Annotated in this window: 13 protein-coding genes, 2 tRNA genes and 1 pseudogene; 5 read left to right on the forward strand and 11 right to left on the reverse strand. The window is 71.8% G+C overall.

The genetic code is table 11. The features are described 5' to 3' along the window. Positions 1-25 precede the first annotated feature (25 nt). The 9 genes from OG357_RS18780 to OG357_RS18820 form a co-directional block, all read right to left on the reverse strand. Positions 26-1591, reverse strand: coding sequence for a sensor histidine kinase (locus OG357_RS18780; RefSeq protein ID WP_329622248.1), 1566 nt, complete (start codon positions 1589-1591; stop codon positions 26-28). A gap of 5 nt (positions 1592-1596) precedes the next feature. Continuing rightward, positions 1597-2340, reverse strand: a complete 744-nt coding sequence (locus OG357_RS18785; protein WP_329622249.1) for a response regulator transcription factor — start codon at positions 2338-2340, stop codon at positions 1597-1599. A gap of 82 nt (positions 2341-2422) precedes the next feature. Beyond that, on the reverse strand, positions 2423-3313 hold the full coding sequence (locus tag OG357_RS18790; protein WP_329622250.1) for an amidohydrolase family protein: 891 nt from the start codon (positions 3311-3313) through the stop codon (positions 2423-2425). Next, positions 3300-3635 carry an antibiotic biosynthesis monooxygenase family protein gene (locus tag OG357_RS18795; RefSeq protein ID WP_329622251.1) on the reverse strand — a complete coding sequence of 112 codons (336 nt, stop codon included), beginning with the start codon at positions 3633-3635 and terminating at the stop codon, positions 3300-3302. Before OG357_RS18795 ends, OG357_RS18790 begins: the two co-directional genes overlap by 14 nt. Before the next feature lie 74 nt (positions 3636-3709). Beyond that, positions 3710-4579 carry a DUF2797 domain-containing protein gene (locus OG357_RS18800; RefSeq protein ID WP_329622252.1) on the reverse strand — a complete coding sequence of 290 codons (870 nt, stop codon included), beginning with the start codon at positions 4577-4579 and terminating at the stop codon, positions 3710-3712. A 63-nt stretch (positions 4580-4642) separates the two neighbouring features. Continuing rightward, complete coding sequence (locus OG357_RS18805) at positions 4643-5479, reverse strand: BRO-N domain-containing protein (protein ID WP_329622253.1); 837 nt, start codon at positions 5477-5479, stop codon at positions 4643-4645. A 148-nt stretch (positions 5480-5627) separates the two neighbouring features. Beyond that, a complete protein-coding gene (locus OG357_RS18810) occupies positions 5628-5993 on the reverse strand; it encodes a PH domain-containing protein (protein WP_024756150.1) in 366 nt (121 codons plus the stop codon). 76 nt (positions 5994-6069) lie between these two features. After that, positions 6070-6561: a hypothetical protein gene (locus OG357_RS18815; RefSeq protein WP_329622254.1), complete on the reverse strand. Its 492-nt coding sequence runs from the start codon at positions 6559-6561 to the stop codon at positions 6070-6072. Beyond that, positions 6558-7085 carry a hypothetical protein gene (locus OG357_RS18820; RefSeq protein WP_329622255.1) on the reverse strand — a complete coding sequence of 176 codons (528 nt, stop codon included), beginning with the start codon at positions 7083-7085 and terminating at the stop codon, positions 6558-6560. Before OG357_RS18820 ends, OG357_RS18815 begins: the two co-directional genes overlap by 4 nt. A gap of 288 nt (positions 7086-7373) precedes the next feature. Between OG357_RS18820 and OG357_RS18825 the strand changes: the two are divergent. The 3 genes and pseudogenes from OG357_RS18825 to OG357_RS18835 all read left to right on the forward strand — a co-directional run. Further along, positions 7374-7628 (forward strand): annotated as a pseudogene (locus OG357_RS18825) (site-specific integrase); the annotation flags it as partial. A 297-nt stretch (positions 7629-7925) separates the two neighbouring features. Continuing rightward, the gene (locus OG357_RS18830) at positions 7926-8246 is read left to right on the forward strand and encodes a peptidase inhibitor family I36 protein (RefSeq protein ID WP_329622256.1); all 321 of its coding nucleotides are present in this window, start codon (positions 7926-7928) and stop codon (positions 8244-8246) included. Next, positions 8204-8710 carry an FG-GAP repeat domain-containing protein gene (locus OG357_RS18835; protein WP_329622257.1) on the forward strand — a complete coding sequence of 169 codons (507 nt, stop codon included), beginning with the start codon at positions 8204-8206 and terminating at the stop codon, positions 8708-8710. Before OG357_RS18830 ends, OG357_RS18835 begins: the two co-directional genes overlap by 43 nt. A 353-nt stretch (positions 8711-9063) precedes the next feature. On the opposite strand, the gene OG357_RS18840 is transcribed toward OG357_RS18835, so the two are convergent. Further along, positions 9064-9136 (reverse strand) — tRNA-Arg (locus tag OG357_RS18840). Positions 9137-9402: 266 nt separating this feature from the next. Beyond that, positions 9403-9493 (reverse strand) — tRNA-Ser (locus OG357_RS18845). Between the two features lie 279 nt (positions 9494-9772). Between OG357_RS18845 and OG357_RS18850 the strand changes: the two genes are divergently transcribed. Next, positions 9773-10195, forward strand: coding sequence for an SSI family serine proteinase inhibitor (locus tag OG357_RS18850; protein WP_329622258.1), 423 nt, complete (start codon positions 9773-9775; stop codon positions 10193-10195). Between the two features lie 117 nt (positions 10196-10312). Further along, entirely contained in the window at positions 10313-14095 is a 3783-nt protein-coding gene (locus tag OG357_RS18855; protein WP_329622259.1) for a PAS domain-containing protein, read from the forward strand. Positions 14096-14166: the final 71 nt, after the last annotated feature.

Consider the following 14166-nt stretch of genomic DNA (forward strand, 5'->3'; position numbering starts at 1 on the left):
ACACCGACACTCGCCGGGGCCGCTGTCACGGCTGTGTGATGAGCCTGTGCCCTCGCTGTGAGTCCGGCTGTGAGTCCCGCGGGGAGGCCTTCTCGGCGGGCAGCCGGACGGTGAAGACGGTCCGGCCGGGGGCGCTCGCGACGGTCACGTCGCCGCCGTGGGCGAGGGCGACCGCGCGCACGATGGCGAGGCCGAGGCCGGTGGAGCCGGCGTGCCGGGAGCGGGAGGCGTCGCCGCGCGCGAACCGCTCGAAGACGGACGGCAGGAGCCCGGGCGGGATGCCGGGCCCGTCGTCTTCGATGTCGACGAGCGCGCTCGGCCCGTCCGACCGGACGCGGGCGGTGACCTTCGTGCCGGGCGGGGTGTGGGTCCGGGCGTTGGCGAGAAGGTTGACGAGAACCTGCTGGAGGCGGGCGCCGTCGGCCCGTACGGTCACGGCCTCGCCGTCCGCGGGCAGTTCGAGGCGCCAGTGGTGCTCGGGCCCGGCAGCCCGGGCGTCGCTCACGGCGTCCACGACGAGGGGGACGAGGTCGGTGCTCTCGTACGAGAGCGGGCGTCCGGCGTCGAGCCGCGCGAGTAGCAGGAGGTCCTCCACCAGACCCGTCATCCGGGTCGCCTCGGACTCGATCCGGCCCAGCGCGTGCCGGGTGTCGGGCCCGCACTCCTCCCGGCCGCGCCGGGTGAGCTCCGCGTACCCCCGGATCGAGGCGAGTGGGGTCCGCAGCTCGTGGCTGGCGTCCGCGACGAACTGCCGGACGCGGGTCTCGCTCTGCTGGCGGGCGTCGAGGGCCGAGTGGACGTGGTCGAGCATCCGGTTGATGGCCGCGCCGACCTGGCCGACTTCGGTGCGGGAGTCGGCCTCCGTCTCCGGGACCCGCTGATGGAGCGCCACCTCGCCACTGTGCAGCGGGAGCTGGGCGACCTGGCCGGCGGTGGCGGCGACCCGCCGCAGCGGGCGCAGCGCCACCCGGACCAGCACGGTCCCGGCGATCGAGGCCGCGACGAGCCCGGCGCCGGTGACGCTCAGCTCGACGAGGACGAGGGTGGAGAGGGCGTCCTCGACCTCGGCGAGCGGGATGCCGGTGAGGAACGAGCCACGCTCCCCGGAGGCGTACTCGACCCGGTAGGACCCGAGGCCGCCGGGCAGTTCGACGGTGTGCGGCTCGCTGTCGCGGGGGACGGCGGCGAGCGCGGCCCGCTGGGCCGCGTCGAGCGCTGTGGTCTGGACGTTCCGTCCGAACTCCCCGGCATCCTCGGACGCGGCCTCCGCCGAGTACCCGGCCGTGGTCATCTCGCCGTCCACCAGGAAGGCACCGAGGGTGCCGATCCGGGCGCCGGACTGGACGAACGCGAGCGGGTCCTTCGGCGGGCCCGGGTCGGGCATGCCGGGGAGGGATCCCCTGGCGACCGGCGGGCCCGAAGCCCGCATCGAGACGCTGTTCAGCTGCTCGTCGGCCTGGTCGTACAGGTACGAGCGGAAGGCGATGGTCGTCACCGTCCCGATCACGGCCGCGACGACCGCGATCAGCGCGACCGCCGAGACGACCAGCCGGGTGCGCAGCGACCACGGCCGCCGACGTCGTACGGGCACGGGCGCTACTCCCCCGGCTTGATGAGGTACCCGGCCCCGCGACGGGTGTGGATCATCGGCTGGCGCCCCGCGTCGATCTTCCGGCGCAGGTAGGAGATGTAGAGCTCGACGACGTTGGCCTGGCCGCCGAAGTCGTACGACCAGACGCGGTCGAGGATCTGCGCCTTGCTGAGCACCCGGCGCGGATTGCGCATGAGGTAGCGCAGCAGCTCGAACTCGGTGGCGGTGAGGTGGATCGAGTCCCCGCCCCGGGTGACCTCGTGGCTGTCCTCGTCGAGGGTGAGGTCCCCGACGGCGAGCAGCGACTCGCTGCGCGCCTGCGCGGCGCCGGACCGGCGGATGAGGCCGCGCAGCCGGGCGACGACCTCCTCCAGGCTGAAGGGCTTGGTGACGTAGTCGTCCCCGCCGGCGGTGAGCCCGGCGATCCGGTCCTCGACGGCGTCCTTCGCCGTCAGGAAGAGGACCGGAACGTCCGGGAGCTCACGCCGGATCGAGCCCAGCAGGCTGAGCCCGTCGGCGTCGGGGAGCATCACGTCGAGAAGCACGGCGTCGGGCCGGAACTCGCGTACGGAGCGCAGGGCGGCGGCGCCGTCACCGGCACTCCGTACCTGCCAGCCCTCGTAGCGGAGGGCCATGGAGAGGAGCTCGGCGAGCGAGGCCTCGTCGTCGACGACGAGGACGCGGACGGCGGTGCCGTCGGCACGGAGCATGTCGGCGCGGGTGCCGGGGCGGCGTGTGGTGACGGTCATGCGCCCACGCTCTCCACCGCCGCTGAGAGCCCTCTTTCCCTTTCCTGTGATTTCCCTGAGAAAGGCCCTCGGGGTGGCCGTCTCAGGGGTGTTTCACGTGAAACAACGCGGCGCCGTTCTCGTACAGGACGCGCCGCATCCAGTCGTCCCCGAGCCCGAGGCGTTCAAGGGCGTGGAGTTGGTGGGCGTACGGGTAGGGGATGTTCGGGAAGTCGGAGCCGAGGAGGACCCGGTCACCGAGGGCGGCGAGCCGCCCGAGCTCCGCCGTCGGGAAGGGCGCGAGCCGCTCGCTGAAGTCGGTGAAGGCCATGGTGGTGTCGAGGCGCACGCCCTCGTACCGCTCGGCCAGGGTGAGGAAGTCGCCGTACTCGGGCATGCCCATGTGCGCGACGATCACCCGCAGCCGGGGGTGGCGGGCGAGCAGCCGCCCCATCGGTTCGGGGCCGGTGAACTTGCCCGGGGTGGGCCCGGAGCCGCAGTGCACGACGACGGGCGTACCGCTGTCGGCGAGGGCTCCCCACGCGCTGTCGAGCAGCGGGTCCGTCGGGTCGAACCCGCCGACCTGAAGATGCACCTTGAAGACGCGGGCGCCGGCGCCGAGCGCCTCACGGACGTACGTGTCGACGCCCGGCTCGGGAAAGAAGGTCGCGGTGTGCAGACAGTCGGGGGTGCGGGCGGCGAAGTCGGCGGCCCAGGCGTTCAGCCAGGCGGCCATGCCGGGCTTGTGCGGGTAGAGCATCGCGGTGAAGGCGACGGCCCCGAAATCGCGCAGGATCGCGAGCCTGCGGTCCTCCTCCTCTCGGTAGGTGATGGGCCACTCCAGGCCCGTCAGGGGGCCGGCGGAGTCGAAGTAGGCCCACACCTTGTCGAGGACGTTCTGCGGCATGAAGTGCGTGTGCACATCGACGAGCCCGGGAATCCCGAGCCGCGCGACAAGCGCCCGGATGTCGTCGCTCTCGCTACTCCCGCTCAAAGCTGTAGCTCCGCTCGACCTTGCCGATGTGGACGCTGTAGCTCTCGTACCAGTGCTCCCGCCCGTGCGCCTTGGCGGCCTGGTGCTCGGTGTCGAGACGCCAGGCGTCGAGGGAGTCGAGGTCGCGGAAGTAGGCGACGGTGATGCCGATGCCGCCGGGGGTGCGGGCGTACTCGTAGCCGAGGAACCCGGGGATGTCCTTGACGATCTCCTGCATGCGGGAGGAGGTCTCGGCATAGCCCTCGGGCGCGTCGGGACGCACGGAAGTGAACAGGGCGGTGTAGTACGGCGGTTCCAGGCCCGCCACCAGCTTCTGGGTCATGTGATCACCCTCGTCGCGGCCGGGCCGGGATGTCCACGGTCGCAGGCCAAAGGGATCCAAGACTTTACGAAGCATCAGAAGAGCTCGCCCTGGGAACTCTCGGGCTCCGCACCGGTCACAGCGGCCACCGGCACCGAGAAAGCACCCGCCTCCCCGACCCCCCGGAGCGCCCAACCCCCCATGAGCCGGGTGTCGAGGACGACGCACCGCCCACCGGGATCGAGCAGGTGCAGATCGGGCCCGGCGGCGGCGAGCAGGCGCCCGGTGACGACACCGCCGTCGACGAGCTCGGTGACGGTCCCGCCGAGCGGCGGCAGCCCGTCCAGATGAAAGGCCTCGGCGTGGTCACGAGCGACGAAGTCCAGCGGCTCCAGGGTCTCCGTCCACCCGCCGATCTCCCGCGCGCGCCGGTGCAGCTCCTGAACCTCCCGGGCACGTTCCTCGGCGGGCGGCAGGACATGCCGTACGGCCCGCTTCCGCTCGTACGCGATCCGGTCGGGGACTCCGAGTGCCTGCCGCAGCACTTCCTCGGTCCGGCGCGCGGCCATGAGAGGCCCTCGCCCGAGCCAGCTGAAGGCGACCGCGCCCTGCTCCAGGAGCCGGGCCTCGCCACGGGCCTCGGCGGTGATCCCGACCTTGGTCATGCCGGGCCCGAACCAGGCGAGATAGACGCGGTACGGCTGCGGATCGTCCAACAGGGTGTCCGCCGCGACCGAGTGCGCCCGGTCGAGCCGCGCGCACTCGGCGCACCGCCCGCCGGTGGCCCGCCCGGACACGACGGCCTCCAGGGGACAGGGATTGCCCCGAGCGCCAGGACACCGCCGCACCCCGACGGCCCGAAAGGCAAGCCCCTGCCCGTACGTGAGGGCACTGACCCGCCCACCCTGCCATCGCAACCCGGGCACCCCATCACGCCACCCGAGCCCCCGACACCACCACTCCACCGGCCCATGCCTCCCTACCAGCTGTGGTGTCCAGTCTCCGCCACGTCAGCCCCCGTCCCCGGCTCAGGGCAGCACATAAATCCGCGCACCGTCGGGATCCGGAGCACCCACCTCACGCATGCAGCCGCGCTCCAGAAGGATCCGGACGCAGTCGCGGACGCGCTCGCCGGAGAGACCGGTCCTGAGGGTGACGTCCTGGGGCCGGTAGCGGACCCCGCCCCGCACGAGTGCGGGCGCCAGACAGCAGGCGACGGTCCGGGTGTCGCCGGTGATGGCCCAGGACTCGACGAGCTGGTGCGGGGTGAGCGCGACGACGGCGGCGCCGGTGCGCTGCCGGGGCACCGAGAGACGCGCAAGGGAGTCGGCGGCCCTTGCGAGGTTCTCGCGTGTCTCGCGGAGCAGCTCCGCGCGGTCGGTGTACTCCTCGTAGGCGGCGTGCACGGCGGCCTGCTCGTCGAACTCGCCCTCCAGTCGTACGAGCGCGTCGACGAGCTCCGGCGGCAGGAGGAACCCGGCCCGGACCGGCGAGGGTTCGAGCCCGTATCCGCCGTCCCGCTGGACCGCCGTCACGACCTCCGCGACCCACGCCCGGAACGGCCCGGCCTCCGGCCTCCGGCAGGCGCCCACGAGCTGGACGAGCCCCGGAACGTTCACCATCCGCGCCGAGGCCCTGACGCCGCTGAGGGCGAGTATCGCGGCGCTCCCGGCGAGCTCCCCCGCCCCCGCCAGGCACCCCTTGGGCAGCACCACCGTCCGCAGCGCCTCCCGCGTCCCCGCGTACCCCAGCCGCCTCGCCACGTCCACGACCGGGAACCAGTGCGTCCCGTCCGGCGCGGTCAGCCGCCTCAGACGCGCCCCGGTGGCGACGTACACCATGTCATCGATGTCGATCGCATCCATCGATCATCACCTCCGCCTCGCAAGCTAGGCCGAGGGCATATTCAACTGACATGCAAATCAGACAGGTTCACCCAAAAGGGGAAGGCCCCTGGATCCCCAAGGGCCTTCCCACCGACTTCGCCGACTCCGCCGACTCTGCCTACTTCTCCTACTTCGCGACGAACTGCGTCAGGATCGCCTGCACCTCGTAGATGTCGACGCCCTTGGTGAAGGTCTTCTGGACGGGCACGGCGTTGCCCGAGATCCAGATCTTCAGCTCGGCGTCGAGGTCGAAGGTGCCGGCGGTCTCGACGGCGAAGTGCGTGATGCTCCGGTACGGGATCGAGTGGTACTCGACCTTCTTGCCGGTGATGCCCTGCTTGTCGACGAGCACCAGGCGCCGGTCGGTGAAGAAGATCGTGTCGCGGATCAGCAGGTACGCGGCGTGCACCTGCTCCCCCTGCCCGAGCAGCCGCGCGAAGTCCTGCTGCGCCTGCGCCGGATCGATCGCGTGCGCGTTCCCGAAGAGCGCCATGTTCCAACCCCCAGATGAAGAGAAAAAACGATCATCAAACCTCGACCCACCTCCACGCAAGAGGTCCCGGTCGCTGTCAGGAAGGAACGGAGATGATCTGCCAAGCGATCATTCCTGTGGCTCCAGCCGCTGCGCTGATGTCGATCGGCAACTGTGTCGGGGCATTCTCGACGCGCCGGCCTGCCGGTACTCCGTCACACGGCACGGACTGGGGCGGCTTGTCCGCGATGACGACCTTCACGGCCCCTGTGCCGACGCAAGCCACGGAGAGCTTGTAGGCCTTGCCCTTCTTGAGCGGGGAGAGACTGTGCACACCGTCCCGAACCCGCTCCAGCCCGGATTCCACGAATTCCGGCTCATCCGGCGAGACGATCTCCAGTGCGGCCTTGGCGCGCTTGCCCTGGTCTTCCTCGCTTTCCCCTTGTGGCGACTGCGTCGCAGTGGGCTTCCCCGTCGCCGATGCCGACGGGGTACCCGAGGGTGTTGCACCGTCGGTGCAGCCGGCCGCCAGGAGGGATACGAGAACGAGGGTCGCCCCCGCGGTCAGTGGCTTGCGCAGTGTCGTCACGAGTTCGTCTCCCAGTAGCGCCACCCGACCTCCGAGGAGGGCAGCTTCGCGGTTCCGCTTTTGATGAGCTTCTTGCCGCATCGATCCGCGCTGGTCTCGCACTTGGCCCACTTTACGGAGTATCCCCAGGAGCCGTACTGAAGATGACCGTACTTGTTGTTGGTCACGTTCCTGCGGTACTCGTGTCCCAGAGTGATCCCGACCTCAGCGCCAATTGTGACCGACACCGAGGTCTTGGCCTTGGCGATGACGGCGCCGACCTCTGCCTCCGCGGCCCCGGTGATCTCCGCCTTGAGCGTCCCCGATTTCTCGACCTTGACCACCATGATGCCTCCGGGCCCGTCCTTGAAGGACGTCCCTACCCACTTGGTCGGCATGTGGACGGGGGTCTTTGAGGTGATCTCGATCCAGTTGCGACGGGGGTTGTCACACGCCTGCGAGCCGGTCTCCCCGTTGGTCGATGTCTCCGGTAATTGCGCCAACGATTCGTCCTCGGGCGCGGCCCTCGTGCTGTAAAAACGCATGGTTCCCCCACGTTAAGGCTGATCGTGAGGCCACCTGTTAGGTCAATGAGGTGGCCGCATGGAAGGAACGTAACCGTGTTCACGGGCGATGAGGGAGAAAAGAGCGTTCTTCTGAGCAAGAATTGAGGAAGATAGTTTCCGGCCGCCTGCGACCTCAACTGGCCATCGAAAACGTTACGTTGTGAACGTGCGGCTGAGATCGCTACCGACGACGTCCGCCGTCTCCACGGGCTGCCCCTGATCGATGTAGTACGTCCGACGGATGTGCGTGACGTGTCTGCCTCCACGATCGAGCCGGGGATCCTGACCCGGATGTTCGCCCTGCGGGCCCGCCGCGCCGGCGTGCGCGTGATCCCGCTTCGGAACACCCGCCACACGTACAGCTCGCTCCTGGTCGCACTCAAGGTCCACCCGAAGGTGGCACAGCGGATCCTGCGGCACTCTCAGATCGCGATGACGATGGAGGTGTACGCCGAGGCGAGCGAGGAACAGGTGCGCACCGCGATCGGCAAGCTGTCCGATGCGATGGGCGGCACCGGCTGAGCCATCCAAGGCACGTCGGCGTGAGAAGACCCCGAGGAGCACCCCGGGTTCTTCTGCCATATGGCTCGCCTAGGACTTGTCCGGCCGATCAAGGTCCCCCCACGGAGTTCTGCGTGGCCGGGCCCTCACCGCGCCGCCTGCCGTCCAGGGAACCGTGGCGGCCTGGTCCGAAGCCCCTGCCTGCGGTGATCGCCACATGACCCGGATACGGTGCCCGCGTGGTGCGTCGAGACCTCTCTCCGCGCCACCTCAGGGAGGGATCAATTGCGCACTTCAATACTTCGGCGCCTGGCCACGGTGGCCACGACGCTGGGGCTCACCGCTGCGGGTCTGCTGGGGGCGGGCATATCGCCCGCGCAGGCCGCGACCAGCGACTGTCCCTCGGGCTACTTCTGTGCCTGGAAGACCGGCAACGCCACGGGCACGATGTACGTCAGCCCGAGTTCAGTAAACTCAACAACGATTGGCACTCCGACCGTCTCGTCCGCAACAACGCGGGACAGCTCTGGTTCCTCCCCGGGAACGGTTATGGCGAGCTCATCGGAACCGGAGGCTGGAACGCCTTCAACGCCTTCGTGCGCCAGGGCGACTTCAGCCGGGACGGCCTGGAGGACGTGATCGCCCGCGAGGCTTCCACAGGGAAGCTGTGGCTGTACCCGGGCAGGGTGACGGACTCGGGAGCTGCTGCTCTCGGCGCGCGCAAGCTCATCGGCTCCGGTGGCTGGAACGTCATGGGGCAGCTGGTCGGCGCCGGCGACCTGAACGGCGACACCCGCTCCGACCTGGTCGCCGTCGAGAAGGCCTCGGGCAAGCTCTGGTTCTACCCGGGCAAGGCCGGCGCCTACGGCTCCCGCGTGCTGATCGGTAGCGGCTGGAACTCCATGGCCTCGCTCCTCGCGGTCGCCGACTACACCGGCGACGGCTACAACGATCTGGCCGCGATCACCGGGGCCGGCACCTCCACCACCACGTGCCCCTCGGGAGACGGCTGCCTGCTCGTGTACCCGGGCACCGGTACGAGCAAGCTCGCACCGGCCTCCCGGAAGGCCGACGACTGGTGGGGCCTGACCGGCGCCTTCTGATCCCGGTAGGAACCCTGCCGTACACATGAACGACCGATGAAGAGGGTCCCGCTTAAGGGCAGGGCCGCATGCTCTCGGTCTCGTTGCTCACGCTGGTCTTCGGCATGATCGGCCGGACAGGTCCATCCGTCTCGGTTCCGGCGACGGGGCCGTGAGGCGTGGTGACGGTCCAATAGCCGAAGCGCCATGGCGTGGTTGAGAAGGCGGGCCCAGCCGTAGGCGGTTTCACCGTCGAGCGGACACCCTACCCACGGGGCGAGACCGGGCCGCTCCTGGGCCGGTTGCTGTACTTCGCTGCTGTACGACCCCAACGCAAGAGGCCCCGGACTCTCGTCCGGGGCCTCTCACCTGTGTGCACTCGGCAGGATTCGAACCTGCAACCTTCTGATCCGTAGTCAGATGCTCTATCCGTTAAGCTACGAGTGCTTGTTTTGTTTTCTGCCTTCGCTCCCCGGCCTTTCGGCCCGCTCGCGGCGACAGGAAGAACATTACATGACTGCCGCCGTCATGTGAAATCCATTCACCCCACCCCTTGTGACCTGCGAAAACGCTGCTCAGGAGAGGTTCGGGGTGTCCGTGGCCGGAGGTCGCCGGTGGGCGCGCTCGGGGCGGAAACACGCCGAAAGAGACCGGGGTCACACGGGCCGGGAACGGCCGAAGCCCCGGCCGTTGGGCCGGGGCTTCGGTAGGGGCGGAGGCGGAGGGATTTGAACCCTCGATGGGCTTTAAGACCCAAACCGCATTAGCAGTGCGGCGCCATAGACCGGACTAGGCGACGCCTCCATGCACCCCGCGCATACGCGAGTGGTGCGTGCAGATGATGACACAGGCGAACCGGCTGTCACCAATCGATTCTCACCGTACTAGGCCTCCGGGGTCCAGGGCAAAGCCCCGGGGGCCCGGCCGCGCCCCGTGCCGCCCACCCGGCGCACCCCGCTTGCGCAACGCCCCCGCGCCCGGAGCGTTAGTGAGAAGGGACGGGCCCCTTGGACCCGCCCTCGTACCCGCATCCGTGTCCGTGTCCGTGTCCTTCGCCGTATCCCGCCGCTCCTGGAGATCCGTATGTTGCGCCGCCTCCTCCTCGCGACCCTCGCCACCGCCGCCGGGACCGCCGGACTCGGCCCCCTGCCGCCGCTGCCCCTGCTCTCCCCGCCCGACACGCTGACCGTGACGGTCGCCGAGAGCGGCCGTCCCGGCGCCGACGGCACGTTCGAGCTGACCTGCGACGACCAGGCCGGCGGGACGCACCCGGACGCCGAGGACGCCTGCGCGCGGCTGGAGAAGCACGCGAAGGCGGGAAGGAACCCGTTCAAGGCCGTTCCGCAGGACGCGTTCTGCACCCAGGTGTACGGCGGGGACGCCGTCGCGCACGTCACCGGCACCTGGCTGGGCCGCGAGATCGACGCCCGTTTCTCCCGCGTCAACGGCTGCGAGATCGACCGCTGGACCGACCTCCAGCCGGTCCTTCCCGCCCTCGGACAATGAACGGCGGGCGGCGGCTCCCTTAGACTCCCTCCGTGACAGGCTGCGGCCCGAGGGGCAAGATGGGGCCCGCCTGCCGACAGGCAAGCACGTGCAGTGGGTCAGGGAGGAACCGTCGTCGTGAGCAGCAGGCCATCCCGAGGCGCTGCTCGCCTCGCAGCCATACTCGACGCCCTTCCTGACGGCCTCGTGCTCGTCAACTGCAATGGCACGGTCGTCAACGCCAACACGATCGCCCTCGGCATGTTCGAGACGCCCGGCACCGCGCTCGTCGGCCGTGGCCTGCTCGATCTGCTGCCCGGCTTCGACTCGCGCCTCATCCCCGGCTCCATGCGCCGCCCCGAAGGCACCGACGAGCGCGGCCGCACCAAGCCGACCCGGATGATCGCCCGCCGCACGGACGGCGGCGAGTTCCCCGTCGAGGTGACCAGCGCCAGCCTGGAGGACGGCCGCGAGGCCTACGACTCGTACAGCGGCTACACCGGCGACGAACTGCTCATGCTCGTCGTCCGGGACCTCACCGGCACCCTCGACACCGAGGCCGAACTCGCGCGCTCGCAGCGCCAGACCGAGATGATCCTGCGCGCCGCGTCCGAGGGCGTCGTCGGTACGGACACCGACGGCCGGGTCGTCCTCGTCAACCCCGCCGCCGCGCAGATCCTCGGCTACCGCGCCGGTGAGCTCGGCGGCCAGGAGCTGCACCCGCTGATCCTCGCCACCCGCGCCGACGGCGAGCCCTTCCCGTACGAGGAGTCGCCGCTCGCCGACACCCTCAAGTCCGGGCGCAAGCACCGGGTCCGCGGTCAGGTGCTGTGGGCGAAGAAGGGCGACCGGGTGCCGGTCGACCTGACGACCGCCCCGGTACGGGACGGGGACCAGCTCGTCGGCGCGGTGATGACCTTCGCCGACCGCAGGCCGTACGAGCAGCTCGAGGAGCAGCACGCCGCCGAACTCTCCGACCGCGCGGAACGGCACGCGGTGGAGCGGGAGACGCAGCAGGAGCGGTACGCCTCGCTGGCCGCCCGGCACGAACAGCTGACCGCCGTCCTCGCCGAGTCGCTGCGCGGTCCTCTGGAGGAGCTGCGCAGCCGGCTGGGCGCGCTCGCCGCCGACGACGCCGGGCAGCTGTGGCCCGAGGCCAACCAGGTGCTGCACCACCTGACCGCCGGCTACGCCCGGATGACCGCGCTCGTGGACAACGTCCTGGGCTACCAGCGCCTGGACGCGGGCGCGGAGAAGCTCGACCGGCGGGTCGCGCTCCTCGACGGGGTCGTGACGGCCGGCATCGACGGGGCCGTCGAGCTGATCGGGCCCGGCCGCGCGCAGTTCGCCGTGCACGCGCCGCCGATCGAGGCCGAGGTGGACCCGGACCGGCTCGCGACCGCGCTCGCGCACCTCGTCGCGGACGTCGCCGGCGTCGACGCGACCGGCAAGAACCGCGCCGCCGCGCAGGGCGCCGGGCCGGCCGACTCCACGATCGTCGTCGCGGCCGCCCAGCGCGGCGACGTCGTACGCATCGAGGTCCGCGGCCCGTACGCGGGCGGCGACCCGGTCCACGGGCCGGTCGTGCGCGGGATCGTGGCGGCGCACGGCGGTGTCGTGCAGACCCACGAGGTGCCGGGGACGAGCGGCGGCGCGTACGTCCTGGAGGTCCCGCTCGGGGCCGGGCGGGGCACGGTCCCCGCACCCGCACCCACGCCCTCGCCCGCGGCCGGTGCCGTGCCCACTGCCTCTGCTTCTTCCTCTCCCGCGCCGCGGGACGTCCCGGCCCTCCCCGCGCAGGCCACGGGCACGGAGGGCGAGACCTCCGGCGGCGGACGTCGCCGGGCCCGGCGCGCCTCCACGGACGCCTTCCTGGAGAGCCCGGTCGCCCCGGAGGCCGCCGAATCGGGCGGTCGCCGTCGTGCCCGTACGGCAGAGTCGGCCGGCCCCGCCGAGCTGATCCCCGCCCAGCAGAACGCCGCCGCCGACAGCTCCGCCATGCCCGCGCTCCCGGCTTCCGTGCCCGCCTCCCTTCCGTCGGCCGGGCCCGCCGTCGAGCCCACCGGGCGCCGCCGTGGCCGTCCCGCCGAGGGCTCCGTGGTGACCGCCGCCGAGGGCGCGCAGGGGCGGGCCGCACTGGGCGCCGCCGTGCCTCCGCAGGGTGTCGCCGCCGCCGAGCACGTGAACGCGCACGCGGTCGCGGCCGCACACGGTCCTGCCCTGGCCCTGCCCGCCGTCGCCTCCGGCGGTGACGTACCGGGCGCCCAGCCGAGCGGGCGCCGCCGGCGGGCGCTGGCCGCCGCGCAGGAGCGGGCGGCAGCGGCCGAGGCCGGCCCACGGACGCCGTTCGCGCTCCCGCCGGCCGACGTGGACCGCCCCGAGACCACGTCCGCTTCCGCCCCCGCGCCGGTACCCACGCCGGTTCCGGTTCCGGGCACCGCCGCGCTGTCCGTCTCCGACGAGGGGCAGCACGAGGCCGTACGCGGTGTCCCGGGCTCCGACCACACGCCTCCGCAGCCCCATCCGCACCTCGCGCAGCAGCCGCAGCCGCTGCCCGAGCCGAGCGGTCGCCGCCGGGCCATGGCACCGCCGGCGCCCGCGCCGCCGTCGGCGACCCCGCTGCCCGCGCCGCAGAGCGGCACCGGCTCCGGGACGGGCACCGGCTCCGTACCGCTGCCGCCCGAGCTGCCCATGCCGGTGACGACGTCGCCGACGACGGTGTCGAAGGACTCGACCCAGGGGCGGGCGTTCAGCGTGCGCACCCTCGGGCAGGGCGTTCCCTTCGTCCCGCCGGCGGCCGCCTCCGCCACCCCGGCCGTCGCGACCCCTGCGGCTGCCCCTGTGACCCCAGTGGCCCCTCCCGCCCCAGTGGCCCCGATTGCCCCTGCTGTCCCGGCGGCCCCCGCGCCCTCCAACGGCTCCGGGCGGCGGCGCAAGCTCGCCACCCCGCCGGAGGTCGACCCGCCGGCCCCGGCGGCGCTCCCCGTACCGGCCGCCGCCGAGAACGCCGCCAAGCCGCACCCGCAGTCCTCCTCCGAGGCCGCGCTGGGGCTCGCCCCGGCCGCTTCCGAGGGCCGCGCCTACGCCATAGGGGCGCCCGCGGAGGGCTCGGCCGAAGGCCCCGAGCCGCTCGACGGCCCCGGTGGCGCGGTCGAGGTCGCCAACCGTCCCGCGCCGCGGCCCGTCGACGACGAGCTGCCCCCCGAGCCGCTCGACAACCCGCGCCGGCTGCTCGTCTGGCCCGCGCCCGACGTCTCCACCCAGCAGGCGCTCAGCGACCGCGGCTACCGCCCGGTGATCGTGCACTCCCGCGAGGAGGTCGACGCCCAGATCGCCGCCTTCCCGGCCGCGCTCTTCGTCGACCCGCTGACCGGGCCCATCACCCGTACCGCGCTCCAGTCGCTGCGCCAGGCCGCCGTCGCCGCCGAGGTGCCGGTGCTGCTCGCGGCAGGGCTCGGGCAGGCGACCCGGGAGGCCGCGTACGGCGCCGATCCGGCCGTACTCCTCAAGGCGCTCGCGCCCCGCGACAGCGAGCAGCACCCGTCCCGGGTCCTGCTGATCGAGGAGCACGACGACATCGCGGAGGCGCTCGCCGCCACCCTGGAGCGGCGCGGGATGCAGGTCGCACGGGCGGCCACGGACACCGAAGCGGTCACGCTGGCCACGGAGACCCGGCCGAACCTCGTCGTGATGGACCTGATGCAGGTGCGCCGCCGACGGGCCGGAATCATCGACTGGCTGCGCGCGAACGGGCAGTTGAACCGCACGCCGCTCGTCGTCTACACCTCGGCCGACCTCGACGAGGAGGAGCTGCCGAAGCTGTCCTCCGGCGAGACGGTCCTCTTCCTCGCCGAGCGGTCGAACAGCACCGAGGTCCAGGCCCGGATCGTCGACCTGCTCGCGAAGATCGGCACCAACTAGGGCCTGTCCGGCGGATCAGGGTCGGATAGGCCCTAGCCGTACGGGCACGCGTGAGGGGAGGGCCTGAGCCC

The sequence above is a fragment of the Streptomyces sp. NBC_01255 genome (genome assembly GCF_036226445.1).
GTDB lineage: Bacteria > Actinomycetota > Actinomycetes > Streptomycetales > Streptomycetaceae > Streptomyces.